Source organism: Pseudotabrizicola sp., assembly GCF_030684215.1.
Taxonomy (GTDB): domain Bacteria; phylum Pseudomonadota; class Alphaproteobacteria; order Rhodobacterales; family Rhodobacteraceae; genus Pseudotabrizicola.
On the sequence record NZ_JAUXOV010000036.1, the window covers coordinates 78,723 to 97,717 of the forward strand.

The 18,995-nt window shown below is 60.4% G+C and carries 19 protein-coding genes and 1 tRNA gene; 9 read left to right on the forward strand and 11 right to left on the reverse strand.

The features are described 5' to 3' along the window. Positions 1-113: 113 nt before the first annotated feature. From trpE to fabI, 6 genes are all read right to left on the reverse strand, one after another. Positions 114-1,622, reverse strand: coding sequence for an anthranilate synthase component I (gene trpE, locus Q8K08_RS05680; protein ID WP_305249447.1), 1,509 nt, complete (start codon positions 1,620-1,622; stop codon positions 114-116). A gap of 21 nt (positions 1,623-1,643) precedes the next feature. Continuing rightward, entirely contained in the window at positions 1,644-3,512 is a 1,869-nt protein-coding gene (locus tag Q8K08_RS05685) for a peptidylprolyl isomerase (protein WP_305249448.1), read from the reverse strand. Positions 3,513-3,585: 73 nt separating this feature from the next. Then, positions 3,586-4,779, reverse strand: a complete 1,194-nt coding sequence (locus tag Q8K08_RS05690) for an aminotransferase (RefSeq protein WP_304803911.1) — start codon at positions 4,777-4,779, stop codon at positions 3,586-3,588. Between the two features lie 189 nt (positions 4,780-4,968). Next, positions 4,969-5,472, reverse strand: coding sequence for a xanthine phosphoribosyltransferase (gene gpt, locus Q8K08_RS05695; RefSeq protein ID WP_304803913.1), 504 nt, complete (start codon positions 5,470-5,472; stop codon positions 4,969-4,971). 11 nt (positions 5,473-5,483) lie between these two features. Then, positions 5,484-6,095, reverse strand: coding sequence for a LysE family translocator (locus Q8K08_RS05700; RefSeq protein ID WP_304803915.1), 612 nt, complete (start codon positions 6,093-6,095; stop codon positions 5,484-5,486). Positions 6,096-6,107: 12 nt separating this feature from the next. Beyond that, a complete protein-coding gene (gene fabI / locus Q8K08_RS05705) occupies positions 6,108-6,929 on the reverse strand; it encodes an enoyl-ACP reductase FabI (protein WP_305249450.1) in 822 nt (273 codons plus the stop codon). A 110-nt stretch (positions 6,930-7,039) separates the two neighbouring features. Between fabI and pdxH the strand changes: the two genes are divergently transcribed. The 6 genes from pdxH (at position 7,040) to Q8K08_RS05735 (ending at position 11,265) form a co-directional block, all read left to right on the forward strand. Then, a complete protein-coding gene (gene pdxH, locus Q8K08_RS05710; protein WP_304803919.1) occupies positions 7,040-7,642 on the forward strand; it encodes a pyridoxamine 5'-phosphate oxidase in 603 nt (200 codons plus the stop codon). A 114-nt stretch (positions 7,643-7,756) separates the two neighbouring features. Next, positions 7,757-8,290, forward strand: coding sequence for a cold-shock protein (locus tag Q8K08_RS05715; RefSeq protein ID WP_305249451.1), 534 nt, complete (start codon positions 7,757-7,759; stop codon positions 8,288-8,290). After that, on the forward strand, positions 8,260-8,754 hold the full coding sequence (locus Q8K08_RS05720) for a DUF192 domain-containing protein (RefSeq protein ID WP_305249452.1): 495 nt from the start codon (positions 8,260-8,262) through the stop codon (positions 8,752-8,754). The genes Q8K08_RS05715 and Q8K08_RS05720 overlap by 31 nt, the downstream gene beginning before the upstream one ends. A 42-nt stretch (positions 8,755-8,796) precedes the next feature. Beyond that, a tRNA-Pro gene (locus Q8K08_RS05725) sits at positions 8,797-8,873 on the forward strand. Between the two features lie 299 nt (positions 8,874-9,172). Continuing rightward, positions 9,173-9,712, forward strand: a complete 540-nt coding sequence (locus Q8K08_RS05730; protein WP_304803925.1) for a molybdopterin-dependent oxidoreductase — start codon at positions 9,173-9,175, stop codon at positions 9,710-9,712. 77 nt (positions 9,713-9,789) lie between these two features. Then, a complete protein-coding gene (locus Q8K08_RS05735; protein WP_305249453.1) occupies positions 9,790-11,265 on the forward strand; it encodes a YdiU family protein in 1,476 nt (491 codons plus the stop codon). A gap of 3 nt (positions 11,266-11,268) precedes the next feature. Here the strand turns inward: Q8K08_RS05735 and Q8K08_RS05740 are convergent, their stop codons facing one another. Both Q8K08_RS05740 and Q8K08_RS05745 read right to left on the reverse strand, forming a co-directional pair. Further along, positions 11,269-11,685 carry a hypothetical protein gene (locus tag Q8K08_RS05740; RefSeq protein ID WP_305249454.1) on the reverse strand — a complete coding sequence of 139 codons (417 nt, stop codon included), beginning with the start codon at positions 11,683-11,685 and terminating at the stop codon, positions 11,269-11,271. Positions 11,686-11,694: 9 nt separating this feature from the next. Next, the gene (locus Q8K08_RS05745) at positions 11,695-12,897 is read right to left on the reverse strand and encodes a pyridoxal phosphate-dependent aminotransferase (protein WP_305249455.1); all 1,203 of its coding nucleotides are present in this window, start codon (positions 12,895-12,897) and stop codon (positions 11,695-11,697) included. 89 nt (positions 12,898-12,986) lie between these two features. Between Q8K08_RS05745 and Q8K08_RS05750 the strand changes: the two genes are divergently transcribed. From Q8K08_RS05750 to Q8K08_RS05760, 3 genes are all read left to right on the forward strand, one after another. After that, positions 12,987-13,400, forward strand: coding sequence for a helix-turn-helix domain-containing protein (locus tag Q8K08_RS05750; protein ID WP_305249456.1), 414 nt, complete (start codon positions 12,987-12,989; stop codon positions 13,398-13,400). Positions 13,401-13,417: 17 nt separating this feature from the next. Next, a complete protein-coding gene (locus Q8K08_RS05755) occupies positions 13,418-13,690 on the forward strand; it encodes a succinate dehydrogenase assembly factor 2 (RefSeq protein ID WP_305249518.1) in 273 nt (90 codons plus the stop codon). Positions 13,691-13,770: 80 nt separating this feature from the next. Then, positions 13,771-14,268: a MarR family winged helix-turn-helix transcriptional regulator gene (locus Q8K08_RS05760; protein WP_304799795.1), complete on the forward strand. Its 498-nt coding sequence runs from the start codon at positions 13,771-13,773 to the stop codon at positions 14,266-14,268. On the opposite strand, the gene Q8K08_RS05765 is transcribed toward Q8K08_RS05760, so the two are convergent. From Q8K08_RS05765 to Q8K08_RS05775, 3 genes are all read right to left on the reverse strand, one after another. Continuing rightward, positions 14,265-16,319 carry a capsular polysaccharide biosynthesis protein gene (locus tag Q8K08_RS05765; RefSeq protein WP_304799797.1) on the reverse strand — a complete coding sequence of 685 codons (2,055 nt, stop codon included), beginning with the start codon at positions 16,317-16,319 and terminating at the stop codon, positions 14,265-14,267. The two genes, Q8K08_RS05760 and Q8K08_RS05765, sit on opposite strands and share 4 nt — an antisense overlap. A gap of 7 nt (positions 16,320-16,326) precedes the next feature. After that, positions 16,327-17,460 carry a polysaccharide biosynthesis/export family protein gene (locus tag Q8K08_RS05770; RefSeq protein ID WP_305249519.1) on the reverse strand — a complete coding sequence of 378 codons (1,134 nt, stop codon included), beginning with the start codon at positions 17,458-17,460 and terminating at the stop codon, positions 16,327-16,329. Between the two features lie 95 nt (positions 17,461-17,555). Further along, positions 17,556-18,845, reverse strand: coding sequence for a capsule biosynthesis protein (locus tag Q8K08_RS05775; RefSeq protein WP_305249458.1), 1,290 nt, complete (start codon positions 18,843-18,845; stop codon positions 17,556-17,558). Between the last annotated feature and the right edge of the window lie 150 nt (positions 18,846-18,995).

The window sequence follows — 18,995 nt, forward strand, 5'->3', positions numbered from 1 at the left end:
GCCAGCAGGCTGTTACGTATCATCAAGTAAGCGTCGTGAAACGCAATGCAAACCCTGTTACGATGCCTCAAAGCCTTGTGATGGGCGCGTGTCTGGACACAGGTAACACCGCATCAGCGGTTTCCACGCCCGGCAAACAGCCCAGCATCTTCAGCGGCACGGCGCAAGGCACGGGATTTGTTGACAGTTTCCTGAAATTCGGATTCCGGGTCGCTGTCATAGACCACGCCCCCCCCGGCTTGAATGTAGAGGGTTTCGTCTTTCAGAACGGCGGTGCGCAGCGCGATGCAGAAATCCATCTCGCCATTGGCGGCGAAATATCCGACCCCGCCACCGTAGACTCCACGCTTTTCCGGCTCCAGCTCGTCGATTATTTCCATTGCCCGCACCTTGGGCGCGCCCGATACAGTGCCCGCTGGCAGGCCCGCCAGTAGCGCCGACAACGCGTCTTCGCCATCCTTGATCTGGCCCACCACGTTGCTGACGATGTGCATGACGTGGGAATAGCGCTCGATGGTGAATTTCTCGGTTGGATGCACGGTGCCGACCTTGGCCACGCGCCCCACATCATTGCGGCCCAGATCCAGCAGCATCAGATGTTCCGCCAGTTCTTTCTTGTCGGCCAGCAGGTCCAGTTCAAGCGCGCGGTCTTCCTCGGGTGTCTCGCCGCGCTTGCGGGTGCCGGCGATGGGGCGGATCGTCACCTCACCATCACGCAGACGGACAAGGATTTCCGGGCTGGCTCCGATGACCTGAAAGCCGCCGAAGTTGAAAAAGAACAGGAACGGCGACGGGTTGGTGCGCCGCAAGGACCGATACAGCGCAAAGGGCGGCAGCTCAAACCGTTGCGCCCAGCGTTGGCTTGGCACGACCTGAAAGATATCACCCGCGCGAATGTAATCCTTGGCGCGTTCAACCGCCTGCTTATATCCGTCATGCGTGAAGTTTGACACCGCCTCACCCACCGGGGATACCTCGCCCAGATCGCGCTGCGCGGGGGGCGCGCGGTCCAGATCGCGCAAGGCGTCCATTACCCTCTCGGCGGCTTGGGCATAGGCTGCCCGCGCCGACAACCCGCCCTGAACCCAAGCGGGCGAAACCAGTGTCACCTCACCTTTCACCCCGTCCAGCACGGCAATCACCGTGGGGCGCATCAGGATAGCATCGGGCAATTGCAGTGGATCGGGGTTCACGTTTGGCAGGTTTTCCACCAGCCGGATCATGTCATAGCCCAGATAGCCAAAAAGCCCCGCCGATACCGCAGGCAGACCGTCTGGCATCTCAATGGCGCATTCCGCAATCAGCGCGCGCAGGGTTTGCAGCGGGTGGCCCTCAAGCGGGTGGAACGCACCTGCATCGAAGCGGGCCTCGCGGTTGATCTGCGATCCGGTGCCATTGCAGCGCCAGATCAAATCGGGCTTCATGCCCACAATGGAGTAACGCCCGCGCACTTCGCCGCCCGTCACCGACTCCAGCATAAATGTCTCGGGCCGCGCTTCGCCCAGCTTCAGCATCAGGCTGACGGGCGTATCCAGATCGGCGGCCAACCGGGCCCAGACCAGCTGATTCTTTCCCGCGTTCCAGTTGCGTTCAAACTCTTCAAAACTGGGGGAAAGCATCATCGGTCAGGGCCTTCGGTCTGGTCAGTTGAATTGCGCGTGAACGGCGTTGATGGCGTTCTGATCAAGGAAGATCCCGGCCTCGTCGGTCAGCGCGTTGGAAAACAGTTGCAGCGCGTCTTGTGCCAAAGCCTGCTCGACCTGCGCCGCAATGGAGCTTTTGAGCGCGGCCACATCGTCGCCCTCCTGAGCAGCGGGGCGCACCTCATCCAGACGCACAACGCCGACAAAGCCCGGCCCTTCAATCACCTGCAGATCACCGGGGGCCATTGCGAACACAGCCGTCAGCAAGCTGGATGGCGCGTCCTCGACAAAACCTTCGCGGGCGATGTTGGCAGTGCGTTGCACGATCCCGAACGCCCCAAGCGAGGCTCCGCCCTCTACTGCCGACTTCACCTCGATGGCGCGGTCGCCCAAGGCTTTGGTGGTAGCGTCAGCGACAAAGGCTGCCAACACATCGTCGCGCGCGTCTTCAAACGGGATCGGCGCCGCTGGCACCAGTTCAACGTATTCCATCGCAATCACGCCGCCATCGGCCAGCAAAACCGCTTCGGGGAAGTCGCCCTCGGACAAAGCATCTGCGGCCGCGCGAAACGCCGGATACCCGGCGATCCCTTCCGGGGCGGCAACCGAGGCCACATAATCAACAGTCTCGATCACCATGCCCTGGTCTTGCGCCACTTCGTCCAGTGTGGATCCACCGGCCAGCATGTCATCAATCGCATCCACTTGGCCTGCGATCAAGCGCCGGGCGGCATCTGTCTGCATCTCGATGGCAAGGTCTGTGCGAGCCTCGTCAAAGCTGACTTCCTGCGCCGCCAGAATGGCATTCATGCGAAACAGTGCCGGGCCAAGATCGGTGTCAAACGGTCCGACCACACCGGGGGCGTCCAGCGCAAACACAGCCTCGGCGGCGCTGCCAAGATCTTCGCGGGCCACGTCGCCCAGATCAATATCGTCCAGATCCAGCCCACGTTCGGCCACCAGCGTCTCAAATGCCTCGCCCGCATCTACCCGCGCGCGGGCGTCGGATGCGGCCTCGGTCGAGGGATAGATCAGCCGCTCAACCAACCTCCGCTCTGGTTGCACGAATTCGGCAAGGCGGGCGTCGTACATCCGACGCAGCGCGTCTTCATCCACGGGCTGGTCGGCTGCAATCGCATCGGGCAGCAACGCAGCAAAGCGGATGCGTTTGGCTTCGGGCGCGGTAAAGCTGGCGATATTGGCCTCATAGAACGCCAAAACCGCCGCATCATCAGGCGCCGGAATCGGAGCGGTCAGATCGTCTTGGGTCAGACGCAGCATTGAAAAGCCGCGCCTCTCGCCCACCCAGTTGTAAAGCGTGTCGGTCAGGGGTGCTGGGGCCACAAAGCCGCCAGCAACCGCCCCGGTCAGCAATTGCCGCGCCACATCGGCGCGCAAAGTTGCTTCATAGGCGCTTTCGGTCAGGTTGTTGCGATCCAGCGTAAAGCGGTAAGTGTCACGGTCAAAGCGCCCCGCTGTGCCCTGAAACGCAGGGCTTTCGGTGATACGCTGTGCCACCACGGCGTCGCCGACAGACAGCCGAACCCGCACGGCTTCGTTGTCCAATGCGGTTTGCGCGACCAAGGATTGCAGAACCTGCCGGTCAATCCCAAGGCTTTGCGCCTGTGACAAGGTGATGTTCTGGCCAAACTGCGCCCGAAGCGCCGCCAGTTCCTGTTGCAGGGCGCGGGCATAGGTGTTGGTGTCGATCTCGCGATCACCCACCCGGCCGATACTGGTCAGACCGCCGCCGAAATTGGTGACGCCAAAACCGCCCAGACCGACCACAAGCATGGCCATCAGTGCCCAGACAACAATCTGGCTGCCCTTGCCCTTTTTGCGCGGGGTATCGTCGCTGTCTTTGGCCATAATCCGCCCCTTTGGAACCTGCGTTGAGACTGTCTATGCGCTAAGGCACAGGGGAACAAGAGGCGGCAAGGTGTCAGGCATGAAAGGCTTTCAAGCGACGGAACAGCTCGGCAATACCCGCCGTATCGACATTGGCAAAGGCAATGCGGATCTGGCGCTTGCCTGCCTGCGACCCCGCAGGCTGAAACATCGTGCCGGGCAGCATCAGAAGCGACGCCTCGCTGACCAGCCGTTTGCACAACTGATCTGAGGGCAGGTCAAACGGATGCTCGACATAGGCGAAATAGGCGCCGCACCCCAAAAGCTGCCACCCTTCTAGCTGGGCAAAGCCGTCTACCATGGCGCGGCGGCGGCTTAGGATCTCGTCCCGCTCACCTGCAACCCATTGGCGTAAGTTGCGCATCCCCCAAAGCGCTGCGATCTGCCCCAACTGGCCGGGGCAGATCGCCACGGTGTCGAGGAATTTCTCCACCTCGGCCAGACGCTGCGCGCTGGCCACAATCGCCCCCACCCGGTGCCCGGTCAGGCGGTAGGCTTTGGAAAAGCTGTACAAGTGGACCAGAGTATCTGACCAGTCCGGATCGATGAACAGATCATGCGGCCGCCCGCCCATCTCGACCGAGTGGCGGCTGTCAAAATCGCGGTAGGTTTCATCGACAATCAGGGCGAGGCCGTGGCTGCGACACAAATCGCGAAAGGCGGAAAGCGTGGCCGCAGGATATTCCACGCCGCCCGGATTATTCGGCGAAACCAAAACGATAGCGCGGGTTCTTGAGGTGATCAGCGCGCGGGCTGCCTCGGCATCCGGGATCAGCGTCGGTCCGGTGTCCAACGCCACGGTGCACACGGCCTGCATATCGAACCACATTTTATGGTTGAAATACCATGGGGTCGGCAAGATCACCTCATCCCCCGCACCGGCAAGGGTGGACATGACGGCAGTGAACGCCTGATTGCAGCCTTGGGTGATGGCCACCTCAAGCGCGCCAATCTGGCCCCCATAGGCTACAGACCATTGTGCCGCGATTTCTGCGCGCAAATCTGGCAGCCCCAGAACCGGCCCGTAAAGATGCGCCGCATCATCTCCCAGTGCCGCATCGGCAATCGCTTGCCGCAGTGCCAGCGGCGGCGGTTCTACCGGGGCGGCCTGACTGACATTGATCAAGGGTCGATCCGCCGGAAAAACGACACCTTGCAACCAGCGCCGCGCTTCCATCACCGGCGGAGCGTCAGTTGCGGCCATTGCGGGGTTGAGCGGCAGGGTCATCGTGGGCACTTTCCTGAAAGGACAAAGTTTGCTCGAGAGGACAGAGCGGGGGTTTTTCACCCCCGCCCCCCCGGAGAGTACTTGTTCCAAGATGCAGTCGGAAACCATTTCATCTTGGTAAAAATACTCTCAGGGGTGTGAATCGCCCCAGGGCGAAGGAGGGGGCAGGATGCCCCTTCGCTTGGTGCTTCAGTCGGTGCCGCGATAGGGTTGCACATATTGCAGCGCCATATCCCATGGAAAGAAGATCCAGGTGTCCTGGCTGACCTCGGTAATATAGGTATCGACCTGCGGGCGGCCTGAAGGCTTGGCGTAGACGGTGGCAAAATGGGCCTGTGGATACAGGTTGCGCACCAGTTCCAGTGTCTTGCCGCTGTCGACCAGATCATCGACGATCAGAATACCGGTGCCATCGCCCATAAGATCAGGCTGCGGTGCCTTGATGACCCGCGCTTCTGTCTGGGACTGGTGACTGTAGGATTTGACGCTGATGGTATCGACCACGCGGATGTCCAGTTCGCGGCTGACGATCATCGCGGGGACAAGGCCACCGCGCGTGATGCCGACCACCGCCTTCCAGGCGCCGTTGTCCGGCCCCTTGCCATCCAGCCGCCAGGCCAGAGCGCGGGCGTCGCGGTGGATCTGGTCCCAGCTGACGTGAAAGCCTTTTTCATGCGGCAGGCGGTCGTTCATGGCAGGCTCCTTCAGGTGGCGGCGATCTTGGCGCCGAGCAGGGCGAGAAGACCGCCAAAGCTGCGGTCCATTGCGGATTTGGCCCCGACATAGGCGCGGCGGGTGGCAGGAAGCGAAAAGACGCGGGCGACGATGGTGTTCCACAGCGTTTCGACCGTGAACAAAAATCCAAGCAGGCTGACCAGCACCCAAAGCGGGGTGCCCGGCGGCACCGTGCCGATAAAGATGGCAGACAGCACCACGGCTGGTTTGGGGTTCGACAATTGCGTGACCACTCCCAGCCGAAACGCCGACAGCGCAGAGCGCGGCGGTTGGCCAGTTGTGTCGGGCAAGGGCTCGGCCGCATGGCGCCACATCTGCACCGCCATCCAGATCAGGTACAGTCCGCCGACGATCTTGAACGCCCACAACAACGCAGGCGCGATCTTGAACAATGCGGCCAGGCCCGACAGCGCCAGCGCCGCCCAGATCACCGCGCCAAGCCCGATGCCCATGGCGAGGAAAAACCCGGTGCGCAACCCCTCGGTGACCCCGGTGCGTGCCGACATCAACACAGCAGGGCCGGGGCTGACCGCGCCCATGGTCAAAAGCGCAGCAACTGCAACAAACGCCGCCAGTGTCATTGTGCTTGCCTCTTATTCCTTACGACCGGTGACCACATCAATATCGGGCGCATCCACTGCCTTCATACCCACCACATGATAGCCCGCATCGACATGCAGGTTTTCGCCTGTGGTGCCCGAGCCAAGGTCCGAGATCAGGTAAAGTGCGGCCTTGCCCACCTCTTCTTGTGTGACATTGCGGCGCAGGGGCGAGTTCAGCTCGTTCCATTTCATGATGTAGCGGAAATCACCGATACCGCTGGCTGCGAGCGTCTTGATCGGCCCTGCCGAGATGGCATTCACGCGGATGCCGTCTTTGCCAAGGTCTTCGGCGATGTATTTCACCGAGGCCTCAAGGGCAGCTTTGCACAGGCCCATCACGTTGTAATGCGGCATGACCTTTTCGGCACCGTAATAGGTCAGGGTCAGCAAACTGCCGCCGTTTGGCATCAGTTTCGCGGAGCGGGCGCAGATGGCGGTGAAGGAATACACCGAAATATCCATAGACATCAGAAAGTTGGCGCGCGAGGTTTCCACATAGCGGCCGCGCAGCTCGTTCTTGTCGGAAAAGCCGATGGCATGAACCACAAAATCAATGGTGCCCCATTCTGCTTCCAGCCAGCTGAACAGCGCATCCATGCTGTCTTCGCTGGCGACATCGCATTCATACAGGCGCGGCTTGCCCAAGGATGTGGCCAGCGGCTCGACCCGTTTTTTCAGCGCCTCGCCTTGATAAGAGAACGCAAGCTCTGCCCCGTGGTCAGCAAGGGTCTTAGCGATGCCCCATGCAATGGACTTGTCATTGGCAAGCCCCATGATCAGCCCGCGCTTGCCCGCCATAAGCCCTGTTGACATCTATTGTCCCTCGCACATTTCTCGCTTTGAGATAGACGTGTAGGCGAAAGGCTTTGCCCGTTCAAGCCAATGGCTGCGGCGGCGTGTCAAGCAAGATAGGGGCGGATACTATGGACAGGGGCGGAATTTTTGCGGGCGATGACCCGTTTGCCATCGCGCGGCAATGGCTGGCCGAGGCCGAGGCAACGGAGCCGAATGATCCCAATGCCATTGCTTTGGCCACGGTAGACGCAGAGGGCCTGCCAAATGTGCGCATGGTGCTGTTGAAAGAAATCGAAGACGGCGCCTTTGTGTTCTACACCAATTACGGGTCAAAAAAGGCGCAAGAGATCGAGGCGTCTGGCACTGCGGCCTTTGTGATGCATTGGAAATCTTTGCGCCGCCAGATTCGGGTGCGTGGTGTGACCGAGCGTGAGGAGGGGCCGAAGGCAGATGAATACTATGCGAGCCGCAGTCTGAAATCCCGCTTGGGCGCTTGGGCCAGCCAGCAGTCGCAGCCATTGTCCAGCCGCGAATACCTGATGGCCGAGGTGGCAAAGCTGGCGGTGACCAAAGGCATAAATCCGCCTAGACCATCCTTTTGGGGAGGTTTCCGTTTGCATCCGGTTGAGATAGAGCTTTGGGCAGATGGGGACTTCAGGCTGCATGATCGGTTTCGCTGGACACGCAAAACTCTGTTGGACTCTTGGGGAATCCAGCGTTTAAATCCCTAAGCCGTGCTTCGCGCGGCCAAAAGTTTTGACCAGTTGTCTCGAGTAGATACTTGAAGCTTGATCGGGAATAGCGTCAAAGTGACGCTAGGGGTCAATCTGGGGAACGGCTCTACTATGACTGAAGATGATACGGCCACGCGTATTGTGCATGGCCATGTGAAGTGGTTTGATCCGGCCAAGGGCTTTGGCTTTATCGTATCCGATGAAGCTGAAACCGATATTCTGCTGCATGCGAATGTATTACGGAATTATGGCCAGAACTCCGTTGCCGATGGGGCGACAATAACCGTGCGCGTGCAACAAAGCCCGCGCGGTGTGCAAGCTGTTGAGGTTGTGACGGTGCAGGCGCCGGTGGGGGGAGTTGTGCCTCTGCCGGAGGAAGGCAGCGTTATGACCGCTGAACAGGTTGCAGCCCTTGTGCTGGAACCAGCCCGTGTCAAATGGTTCGACAAGGCCAAGGGCTTTGGCTTTGCGAATGTCTATGGACGCAATGACGATGTGTTTATTCACGTCGAAGTGTTGCGCATGTCTGGCTTTGCCGATCTACAAGCAGGCGAAGCGGTTTGCTTGCGGATCATCGAAGGCAAGCGCGGACGCATGGCGGTTCAGGTGGCATCATGGGAAGCAGCATCACGCGGCGAATGCTGACTGGCGCAGTTGCGACACTGGCACTGGCGTTGATCTTTTCAACGGGAACGGCCTTGGCCGAATGTCGCGCCGATCAGGTAGAACTGCGCTGGCCTGGCGGGCAAGCGCGGTTTTCTGTTGATGTGGCTGATACGGACGCGACGCGCAGCCGCGGTTTGATGTTCCGCGAAAGCATGCCACGATCTGTGGGTATGTTGTTCATCTATGAAAGCCCGCGCCGCGCGACGTTCTGGATGAAGAATACCCTGATTCCCCTCGACATGATCTTCGCCGATCCGTCTGGCCGGGTGAAAAAGGTGCATGCCAATGCAAAACCGCAGGATCTGACCACCATTGATGGCGGCGAAGGTGTCAAATTTGTGCTTGAAATCAACGGCGGCCTTGCTGCCCGACTGGGGATTTCACCGGGAGCAGAGCTGCGGCATCCGGCAATTGTCGATCCTGCATGGTCTTGTGCCGAATAGGCCTTTTCTTCCCGATCGGCTTTCGCTAATACCCCTTTCAGTCGGGGCGTAGCGCAGCCTGGTAGCGCGACGGTTTTGGGTACCGTAGGTCGAGAGTTCGAATCCCTCCGCCCCGACCACTTTTCAAATGCACAGCCTCAGGCATCGCAAATTGAAAAGGTGCAGGCACAGCCTGCCATTCTTCCTGACTTGCCATTCTTGTCCAACCAGCTTTCTTTCGGGGCGTCAAAGCCTGCCAGTGTTTTTGACACGCGTGGTTGATTCCCGGTTTTTCCACTGCAATTGTGTGATTGCTGCATTCTGGGTAGGTTTTTCCGACTCTGGGGCTATGCCCTATGCGTAAGGATAGAAGATCATTTTTCAATGATCGGATATTCCACGCTTATGTTCAGTGTGTGGGGCATGGTGGGGGTGAGCAATGCATAACGCAAGTCATGGCGGCTTAAAGGGAATGGCATGGGGCTTTGGTCTGTTTTGGGGCCTGAGTGCTGTGGCATCTGCCGACCCGCTTGCAGGCGTGCTGTCTGACCCGACCGGAGCGGTGATTCTGACTGTGCGGGGCGACCTTGCGCGAACCAATGGGAACGCCGAGGCCAGACTGGACAAAGCGATGATCGAATCCATCGGCATGGTCACCTTTCACACCGGCACGATCTGGACCGAAGGCACCAGCGAATTTCAAGGTGTCGAACTGGCGCAATTGATGGAACATCTGGGCGCGGATGGCAGCATTCTGCGTCTGACCGCCCTCAACGATTACGCTGTTGATATCCCGATGTCTGAGGCTGTCACAGGTGGCCCGCTGCTGGCGATGCACATGGATGGGCGGGAATTGTCGCCGCGTGACAAGGGGCCGTTGTGGATGGTTTATCCCTATGATGTGAACCCCGCCTACAAGAACGAGGTCAGCTATTCCCGCTCGGTCTGGCAGGTCAGCACGATCGATGTTCTGCCCTAAGCGCTTGTGCAGGCGCGGCCCCGCCCCATATGGGTTGAGTCAGCGCCGCGCTTTCGGCGCGCAAGGTCTGAGGGAATATGCCTGATACATCGCCCGATACTGGCGCCCATGAAAGCGGGTTCAACTTTGACAACTCCTGGCAGCGGGATTTGCCGCGCACCTATGTAGAGCAAGCCCCTGATTATTCACCCGCGCCGCAGATTCTGGTGCTGAATGTCGATTTGGCGGCGAATCTGGGGTTGGAGTCATCGGTGCTGGCACAGAATCCTGGCTGGTTTGCCGGGGGGGAAGTGCCGCCGGGGGCGGCCCCCGTGGCCTTGGCCTATGCCGGGCACCAGTTTGGCGGCTTCTCGGCGCAGCTTGGCGACGGGCGGGCACATCTGATTGGCGAGCATCTTACACCTGACGGTCGGCGCTTTGATCTGCAACTCAAAGGCTCTGGCCGGACCCCGTTTTCGCGCGGAGGCGACGGCAAGGCAGCGCTTGGGCCAATGCTGCGCGAATACCTGATCTCTGAGGCGATGGCGGCCCTTGGCGTGCCCACCACGCGCAGTCTTGCCGTGGCTCTGACGGGCGAGGATGTCCGGCGTGAGGCGGGCCGTTTGCCTGGCGCAGTTGTGGCGCGGGTGGCAAGCAGCCATCTGCGGGTCGGCACGCTGCAATTCTGGTCCGCGCGCGGCGACCATGGAACGCTGGCGCGGGTGGTCGACTATGCAATTGCCCGCCACGACCCCGATCTGGTTGCGCAAGAGGGCCGGGTTCTGGCGTTTTTCGACCGGGTGATCGCTCGTCAGGCGCGGCTGGTGGCGGCGTGGATGGGCCTTGGCTTTGTGCATGGGGTGCTGAACACCGATAATGTGGCGCTGTCGGGGGAAACCATCGACTATGGCCCCTGCGCCTTTATGGAAGCCTATGCGCCCGGTACGGTTTTTTCCTCGATCGACCATCAGGGGCGCTATTCCTACGCCAACCAGCCGCTGATTCTGGGTTGGAACATGGCCAAACTGGCCGAAAGCCTGCTGCCCCTGATGGAGGATGCAGATCGGGCGGTTGAGGTGCTGAATGACCGCTTGTCGGGGGTGGAAGACCTGTATCACGCCGAATGGCTGGCGGTGATGCGCGAGAAGCTGGCGCTGCACGGCGCGCAAGACGGGGACGCCGATCTGGCCACGGGCTTTCTGGCCGCAATGGAGGGGCAGGGGGCAGATTGGACTTTGGCCTTCCGCCGCTTGGCCGAGGCGGCGTCGGGCGATGTCACACCACTGCGCGCGCTGTTTGCCGACCCTGTGCGGCTGGATCTTTGGCTGCCCTTGTGGCGTGCCCGTCTGCGAGAGGATGCGGCTGACCACCTGCGCGCCGTCAATCCGCTGATTATCCCGCGCAATCATCTGGTTGAACAGGCGCTGCAAGCTGCGGAACAGGGCGATCTTGCGCCCTTTACCGCGCTTTTGGCACAGATCACCGACCCGTTCACCGACAGGCCGGGGCGCGAGGCTTTCTCTCTGCCAGCCCCCAGCGGCTTTGGCGATTACGTCACCTTTTGCGGGACGTAACCGCTAGTCGTCAGTTGGCTCGGCGCTCATCAGCCGTTCGGCTTTTTTGCGCACCAGAACCGACCGCAGATCATGCATCGCCAAAAGGAGCGCATCGGTCACGTCTTCCAGCTGCGCATCACTTGCCTTGGATTGCGCCCATTGTGTCACAAGGTTCAGGTGATCGACGGCCCGATGAATATCATCGACATCGCGCGCCGTCAGAATCGCACTGCGACGGGCGATCCAATCGGTGATGACGGCGGTTTCTTCCGCCGTCAGCTTGCGGTCACCATGCGGCCTTATGTTGCCGTTCCTGACATTGGCGATGGCGATTTCTTCCATCTCGATCCGTCGCTGACGATTTTCCGTATCAACTTTAAACACAGCCGCTCCGTTTTCACGGATGCGGAAATAATACTCCGGCAAATCGCCCGACATGAAAACCCCTCAGGTCAGTGCAGCGCAAAAGGCTTGGATACGCCCGCACGCCTCGCGCAGCGTCTCGTCTGCAGTAGCGTAGCTGACACGGAAGTTCGGCGATAGACCAAAGGCCGCACCAAACACCACGGCAACCCCGGTTTCTTCCAGCAGGGCGGTCGCGAACACCTCGTCATTGCTGATGACAGTACCGCCTGATGTAACCTTGCCGATGCATTCGGAGATGTCAGGGTAGACGTAGAATGCGCCTTCGGGCGTGGGGCAGGTGACGCCTTTGGCCGCGTTCAGCATCGACACAACCAGATCGCGGCGGCGTTCAAACACGCGGCGATTCTCGGCCAGAAAATCCTGCGGCCCGGTCAGTGCCTCCAGCGCCGCATATTGCGACACCGAGCAGGGATTTGAGGTGGATTGCGACTGGATTGTCCCCATCGCCTTGATCAGCGCCACAGGGCCAGCGGCATAGCCAATGCGCCATCCGGTCATCGCATAGGATTTCGACACGCCGTTACAGGTCAGCGTGCGGTCATACAGTTTGGGTTCTACTGCGGCGGGGGTGCAGAATTCAAAATCGCCGAACACAAGATGCTCATACATGTCATCCGACATGATCCAGACATGTGGATGGCGCAGCAGCACATCGCACAGCGCCCTGAGTTCGGCACGGGTATAGCCCGCACCTGTCGGGTTAGACGGGCTGTTGAAGATGAACCACTTGGTTTTCGGCGTGATCGCCGCTTCCAATTGGGCGGGCGTCAGCTTGAAGTTGGTCTCGATCCCCGCCACCACAGGCACCGGGGTTCCACCCGCCAGCAGCACCATATCGGGGTAGCTGACCCAATATGGCGCGGGAATGATCACCTCATCGCCCGGATTACAGGTCGCCATCAAGGCGTTATACAACGTCTGCTTGCCGCCTGTGCCCACCGTCACCTGCGCAGGCGTGTACGTCAGCCCGTTTTCACGCAGGAACTTGGCGCAGATCGCGGCCTTCAGCTCTGGAATGCCATCAACGGCGGTATATTTGGTCCGCCCTGCATCAATCGCGCGCTTGGCCGCGTCCTTGATGTTCTGCGGCGTGTCGAAATCCGGCTCGCCCGCGCCAAGGCCGATCACATCCTTGCCCTCGGCTTTCAACTGTGCGGCCTTGGTGGTGACAGCGATGGTGGGCGAAGGTTTGACGCGCGCCAGCGTGTCGGAAAGGAAGGGCATTGCAGGCTCCTGATTTGTCATTTCCGGCTTTTGGTCTTATGGATGCCCCTTGACCCGATCAAGCGATATCGACCTATAGGAGAGGCAAGATGGCGGAAAATGACACAGCAAACACGTGGTTCTCGGCGGAAGTAGCCACATTCGGTGACCGGCTGGCCGGCGCGCGCGAAGCGGCAGGGTTAAGCCAGCACGATCTGGCCAAACGGCTTGGCGTCCGGCTGACCACGGTTCAGGCATGGGAAGATGATGCGTCTGAGCCGCGCTCCAACCGTTTGCAGATGCTGGCGGGCATGCTGAACGTATCGATCCGCTGGCTGCTGACGGGCGAAGGGGACGGTCTTGACGCGCCCTCGGCCCCCGGCACCCATGACGCAGCAACGATTGAGGCGCTGTCAGATCTTGCGCGGATGCGGGCGCAAATACTGGCTTTGGCGCAGGATCTGGGGCAGATGGAAACACGGCTGCACCATCTGATGCGGCGCGAAGAGGTTGATGCAGAATGACGCCGACACCAACGATTGTGATTGAAACGCCCGAGGCCCGACTGAAACGCATGAAAATGCGGTCATGGCGGCGTGGGACCAAGGAAATGGATCTGGTGCTTGGGCCGTGGGCCGACGCCCATCTGGACGGGCTGTCGGCGGCGGAACTTGAAGAATATGAGGTTTTGTTGGCCGAAAATGATCAGGATTTGATGTCCTTTATCTTCGAACAAGCCCAGCCCGCGCCCCTGATTGCACCCCTGTTGGCAAAGATCACCACCTTTGCCCGCGACAGATTGCGTAAGGTTTGAGCAAAAACCGGCGATAGTTTACGGAATGTTTGCTGTTTGTGCTGATTCTGCCGGTGTTTCTTGGAAGGCGGAGATCACACATGACGCATCAAGCCCCCGTTCTGGACGGCTCACACAAGGTTCTGACGGTTGGCTATCTTGATGGCCTTGCACTGCTCGAACGGCTGCACCGCCTGTTGCTCGATGTTATCAAGGATGAATTCGAGCGGCTGGCAATTCTTGAGATCAATTCGGTTCAGGCCCTGTTGCTGTTCAACATTGGCGACAATGAGGTAACGGCGGGCGAATTGAAAAGCCGCGGGTACTACCAGGGCAGCAATGTCAGCTATAATCTGAAAAAACTGGTCGATCTGGGCTACATGCACCACCAACGGTCGGAACTCGACCGCCGGTCGGTGCGGGTGCGGCTGACGGAAAAGGGGCGGCGGGTGCGTTCGGTGTTGACTGAGCTGTTCGCGCGCCATGCCGATGTGCTGCTGAAAAAATCCGTGATCGATGCCGCCGGGATGGAGCAGATGAACCATTCGCTCAAGCGGCTGGAACGGTTCTGGACCGATCAGATCCGCTATATTTATTAACGCCGCCAGAACCGTGCATAGGTGGCAAACCGCCCCTGCAGCTTGGCCAGAAATCGGTTGCCCAATCCCGGATGCGGCAAGACACCTGTCGCCAGCCGGTCCACGGCAACCTCAACTGGGCAGGGTCGGCGGCTTGCGGGGTCATAGTAGCGTGGATAGGCGATCAGGGCTGCATGCACCAGATGATCCAGCGTCGGGCGAGGCAGCAGCCCGCCATCAAGGCCCCGCATCCGGCGGGTGGGCACCGGGCCCAGATCGTGCGTCAGACCCCAGCCCGCATAAAACGGCGCGCCCAGACAGGTGACAGGCTTGCCACGCAAAAGCGCCTCGAACCCCAGAAGACTGGTCATCGTCCAGACCTCATCACAGGCATCAATCAGCGCAACCGCTTCGGCCTGACTGGCCACAACATCGGCCAACCCGTTCAGATCGCTTGTAGAAAGCGCACCGGCGCGTAGGCCTGCTTCAACATCCGGGTGGGGTTTGTAAATCACCATGGCGCCCGGATGCGCCGCGCGCGCGGCCTGCAACAGCGCAAGGTTTGTCCGCACCTCGCCACCACCTTTCAGGATCGACGCGTCATCCTCGACCTGTCCCGGTACCAGAATGCGGTGGCCGCGCGGCAGGTCTGGCCGCGCGCCGGACAGGTTGTATTTCGTCAGCCCCAGGGCCACCAGCCGTTCGCGCAACCGCGTTGCACGGGCGATCCCGCCGGGGGGCGGCGGGGACAGGATCAGGCGCTCTAACCGGCTTTCGCGACTGGGGTCATAGTAGATGCCCAGATCATCGGTCACCAAAGACAGCGGCGGCACCAGATCGGCGCCCAATCCGCGAGAGCGCAAAAAGCCATCCTCGACCCGGCGCAACGGCACGCCCGGCAGAGCCATCCCGTCGGTTTCCTTTCCGGCCCAGACCAAAATGCCCCGGCCCTTCGCCTCTCTCGGCGCGTTGCGGAAAATCAAGGGCTTTTCAACCCCGAACACCGCCTGCAACCGCCCGCGTTTCCACAACCGCATGCCGACGGCGATATGGCCAAAACGGTCTTCGCGAAAGGCGCGCACCTCGGCTTCCAGCTGATCTACAGCTTCTTCAAAGCTGCACAGCCGGTCCCGGCACGGGTCATACCAGACCGGCGCAAGGATCATCGCGGCGGCAAACAGTTGCACGCGGGTCAGGTTGCGACCGCGCCGGGGCAGGGGGGTGGCATCATGGCTCAGCCCCCAGCCGGCATAAAACGGCTGGCCGTAGACATGCGGTCGATGGCCAGCCAGAATCGCCTCGAACCCCAGTTGTGACGACACGGTGTAGACCGCAATCGCCCCATCGAGCAGTGCACGGGGCGAGACCGGATCGGCCAGAAGCGTCACGCGGTCTGACACATCCGCAGCCGAAAAATGCCCTGCTCGCAAGCCAAGGGCGGTTTCGGGATGCACCTTCAACACGATGCGCGCCTGTGGATGGGCGTCCATCGCTTCGCCCAGCATTTGGGAAAATGATTGCGCACGCGCCCCGCCAAAGCGGATCGATGCATCACCTCGGGTCTGATCAACCACCAGCACATAGCCCGGATCCGGCAAGGCCAAGGATGCATCGTGCATATTGTATTTTGACAAGTTGAGCGATCTTATCCGCTCAATTCCGTCACGTGCCCGCATCAAAATGTTCGAATCATCCAAGTGTTCATTGGCCAGAATCTGTTCCAGCCTCGAAGGCGCAGAGGAATCGAAATGCACGCCGACCGGGTCAATCATCAGCCCCAGCCCGCCGCCACCCAATCTGCCGGGCCGTACCGAGCGTAAAAATGCATCCTCAACCCGGATCAGCGGCACATCACGCCTGGCGGCAACCGCCTCGCCCCGGTGGGCATATGGGCTGCGCCCCCAGACCACCACGCCGTCATCGGGCCCCGGCTTGCCAAGCGCCAGTTCGTGACCGCTCAGTGTCAGGATGCGCCGAAGATGCCGGTCGCGCAGAAAGCCTGCGGTGTAATAGCAAAGCCGCCGGGGAATTTTCCCGGCGGCTTTCGGTCTGTCATCTGGTTGCGGCGCCAAGCTGGCCTCAGCCGCCCGAGCCCACATCCGCCAGCGACGTGGCTGCCCCGGCGGTGCCGGTGATCGCGGACAAGGTTTTTTGCCACTGCACGAACGGCGCTTCGGTCACGTAGACCGTGTCGCCATCGCGCACGATGAAATCGCGGGCCTCAAACATGCCGGTGGGCTGGGTCAGATCCAGCACATAGACCATCCGCTGTGCGCCGCGCAGATCCTTGCGGCCCAGAACGGCGTTTGCGATGGCCTCTGGTTCGTTGCGGAACACAAAAACGCCGGTTGGATCGGCAAGGTTGGTGTTCAGACCGCCGACAATCGCAATCGCTTCAATCGCGGAGAGCGTCTGCGTCTCGAACGGCACCCGGTTTTGAGTGCCTGTCGCGCCAAGCGCCACAAAGGCCCGTGTGTCACGCTCGACTACGATCTTGTCGCCGGGGCGCAATGCGATATCAAGCGATGGGGTGGAATACAGATCCTGCAACCAGACCTTGCCGGTGTGGCCGCCACGGGTGACGCGAATGACCGCGACGGCGGGTTCAATCGAAACACCACCCGCCCGCGCGATCATGGCAGAGAGTTTCCTGGTCGGGCGTTCGATTGGGTAAACACCATTCGCCCCGACAGTGCCCTGAACCGAAACGGTCGATCCGTCACCTGCCAGCCGTGCCACAGTGACCTGCGGATCAGGTGTCTGCGTGTCCAGCTTGCGGGTGATCGCCTGGCGCAGCCCCTCGGGCGTTTGCCCTGCGGCTTTTATCCGCCCGGCATAGGGCACAAAGATATAGCCTTGACCATCGACCTGTACTTCCTCCAACGCACTGACGCGTTGGCCGGTATTGCCCAGAAGCGGGTCATCGCGGACGTTTTCAAATATGGTCAGTCCCAGAGTGTCGCCGGCGTTGATCGTATCCGACCCCACCACGCCCGCATTCAGGAAACCGGAGGAAAACCCGAAGGCGGGCATCACAGCCGTAGCGCGGGTCACGCGCTGGTTAACGGTGACGATAAAGGCGTCGCCGTCCTTCATCACCGAACCCTTGAATATCTCGGCTTTGTTCGGACCGGATCGGGGCAGGCCACACGCCGCAGTTGATGCGACCAACGCAACAAGACAAAGGGCCTTCGCCCCCTTCGATACAAGCATTTTCACTGCTCGGGCTCCTTTAACTGGATTTGCCTCAAGTTTTGCCTGCAAGGGTACAGAATGAATTGAGAAAATGCCAGTCCGGGGTTTCGCGGTCAGTTCACCAGCCGCAACTGTTGCCGTGGCGCCGCGCTTCCCGATATCAGCGCGTCATAGGGGTCTTCGGGTGACAGCATCATATCTACCACCTGTCGTAGCACCTCTTGCCGCCCACGCGAACTGTAGAAGCCGCCGGTGATCTGGCTGGTTTCCAGCAAATAGTGCCGGAAATCGCGATAGGCGCGGCCATCGGGGCGGTTTGGGCGGGCAAAGAACCGCGCAATCGGCTGATGGGACACAAATTCCGGCTTGGAATAGACTGCAGAGCCAAAGGTTTTCAGGGGCATCCCGCGCCAAAGCACCTGCTGTCCGGCGGTGGAGTTGACCGTCACCGCGCTGCGGGCGTGGTTCAAAAGCTGTGCCAGTTTGCCGCCTCGCACGAAATGCACCCGCCCCTGTACCCCATGCAGTTGGGACAGGCGCCGGATTTCGGCTTTCAGCGGGGCGCGGCCATCTTCAAGCGGATGCGCCTTGAACACCAGATGATGGTGCGAGGCAGCGCCCTTGGCAAAGCCCTCAACAACCACGGCCAGAAACTCTGCCATGGTCTTGAACGGCGAATGCATCTGAAAACTGGCGTCATGTTCCAGTTGCAGCAGCACCAGATGATAAGGGAAGCCGCCGTGCCGGATGCGGTATTGCGCGATCATCCGTTCCCAGCGGTGGAACGGCAGCAAAAGCAGACGTTGGCAATACAGCATAAACTCTTGCCAAACGGTCTGTTTGCGATGGGGGCGAAAGTTGCGGAAATCCCAAAACCCGGTCATTACAAACCAATGATACAGCGCGCCCCAAAAGATATGCTGGCGCATGTCACCCCAGCGCGCTGCTGCTTCGGGCTGGTCCATTTCGGCCTTGGCAAGGGCGGCCTGCATATCGGCCACGCTCATCTGCATCAGGCGCGAGTGGCCATTGGCGCCACCGCGTTCATAGGTGACCCAATGCGGGCGAAGATAGCCTTCTTCAAACACATGCACCATCACGCCAGCGGCGCGGGCGGCCAGAATGGCCTGTGCATGTATCGGGCGGGTGTCGCCGTAAAGCACCAGATCGGTGATCGACAGTTCAGCCAGAAGCGCCATGATCCGGTCGGGCCACAGCTCTGGCGGGTCGTGGAACGGGATGAAACTGTCACCCGACGGCCAGAACGCCCGATCCCCCCGGTTGAACCCGACACGCCAGACCTGCGCCCCCGCCGCCCGAAGCATCTTGCCCAGACGTTGGAAAAAGGGGCCGTGTGGCCCTTGCAGAAACAAAAATCTGCGGTTGTCACCAGTTGTACGCATCGCACCCGTCAAATTTACACAGCGGCACATTGGCCCCATAGCGTTAATCTTTAGCAATTGGCTGTGGTCAAAGCACGGCCAATTTTAGACAAAATGCGCCCAATTTTGCCTCGACCTTGCGTCACGGCAAACCTCGGGCTAGGCATTGCA

What these genes read in the sequence shown, in the direction of transcription:
- trpE (WP_305249447.1), bottom strand. Translation starts at nt 1,622, where the DNA reads ATGATGCTTTCCCCCAGTTTTGAAGAGTTTGAACGCAACTGGAACGCG.
- Q8K08_RS05685 (WP_305249448.1), bottom strand. Translation starts at nt 3,512, where the DNA reads ATGGCCAAAGACAGCGACGATACCCCGCGCAAAAAGGGCAAGGGCAGC.
- Q8K08_RS05690 (WP_304803911.1), bottom strand. Translation starts at nt 4,779, where the DNA reads ATGACCCTGCCGCTCAACCCCGCAATGGCCGCAACTGACGCTCCGCCG.
- gpt (WP_304803913.1), bottom strand. Translation starts at nt 5,472, where the DNA reads ATGAACGACCGCCTGCCGCATGAAAAAGGCTTTCACGTCAGCTGGGAC.
- Q8K08_RS05700 (WP_304803915.1), bottom strand. Translation starts at nt 6,095, where the DNA reads ATGACACTGGCGGCGTTTGTTGCAGTTGCTGCGCTTTTGACCATGGGC.
- fabI (WP_305249450.1), bottom strand. Translation starts at nt 6,929, where the DNA reads ATGTCAACAGGGCTTATGGCGGGCAAGCGCGGGCTGATCATGGGGCTT.
- pdxH (WP_304803919.1), top strand. Translation starts at nt 7,040, where the DNA reads ATGGACAGGGGCGGAATTTTTGCGGGCGATGACCCGTTTGCCATCGCG.
- Q8K08_RS05715 (WP_305249451.1), top strand. Translation starts at nt 7,757, where the DNA reads ATGACTGAAGATGATACGGCCACGCGTATTGTGCATGGCCATGTGAAG.
- Q8K08_RS05720 (WP_305249452.1), top strand. Translation starts at nt 8,260, where the DNA reads ATGGGAAGCAGCATCACGCGGCGAATGCTGACTGGCGCAGTTGCGACA.
- Q8K08_RS05730 (WP_304803925.1), top strand. Translation starts at nt 9,173, where the DNA reads ATGCATAACGCAAGTCATGGCGGCTTAAAGGGAATGGCATGGGGCTTT.
- Q8K08_RS05735 (WP_305249453.1), top strand. Translation starts at nt 9,790, where the DNA reads ATGCCTGATACATCGCCCGATACTGGCGCCCATGAAAGCGGGTTCAAC.
- Q8K08_RS05740 (WP_305249454.1), bottom strand. Translation starts at nt 11,685, where the DNA reads ATGTCGGGCGATTTGCCGGAGTATTATTTCCGCATCCGTGAAAACGGA.
- Q8K08_RS05745 (WP_305249455.1), bottom strand. Translation starts at nt 12,897, where the DNA reads ATGCCCTTCCTTTCCGACACGCTGGCGCGCGTCAAACCTTCGCCCACC.
- Q8K08_RS05750 (WP_305249456.1), top strand. Translation starts at nt 12,987, where the DNA reads ATGGCGGAAAATGACACAGCAAACACGTGGTTCTCGGCGGAAGTAGCC.
- Q8K08_RS05760 (WP_304799795.1), top strand. Translation starts at nt 13,771, where the DNA reads ATGACGCATCAAGCCCCCGTTCTGGACGGCTCACACAAGGTTCTGACG.
- Q8K08_RS05770 (WP_305249519.1), bottom strand. Translation starts at nt 17,460, where the DNA reads ATGCTTGTATCGAAGGGGGCGAAGGCCCTTTGTCTTGTTGCGTTGGTC.
- Q8K08_RS05775 (WP_305249458.1), bottom strand. Translation starts at nt 18,845, where the DNA reads ATGCGTACAACTGGTGACAACCGCAGATTTTTGTTTCTGCAAGGGCCA.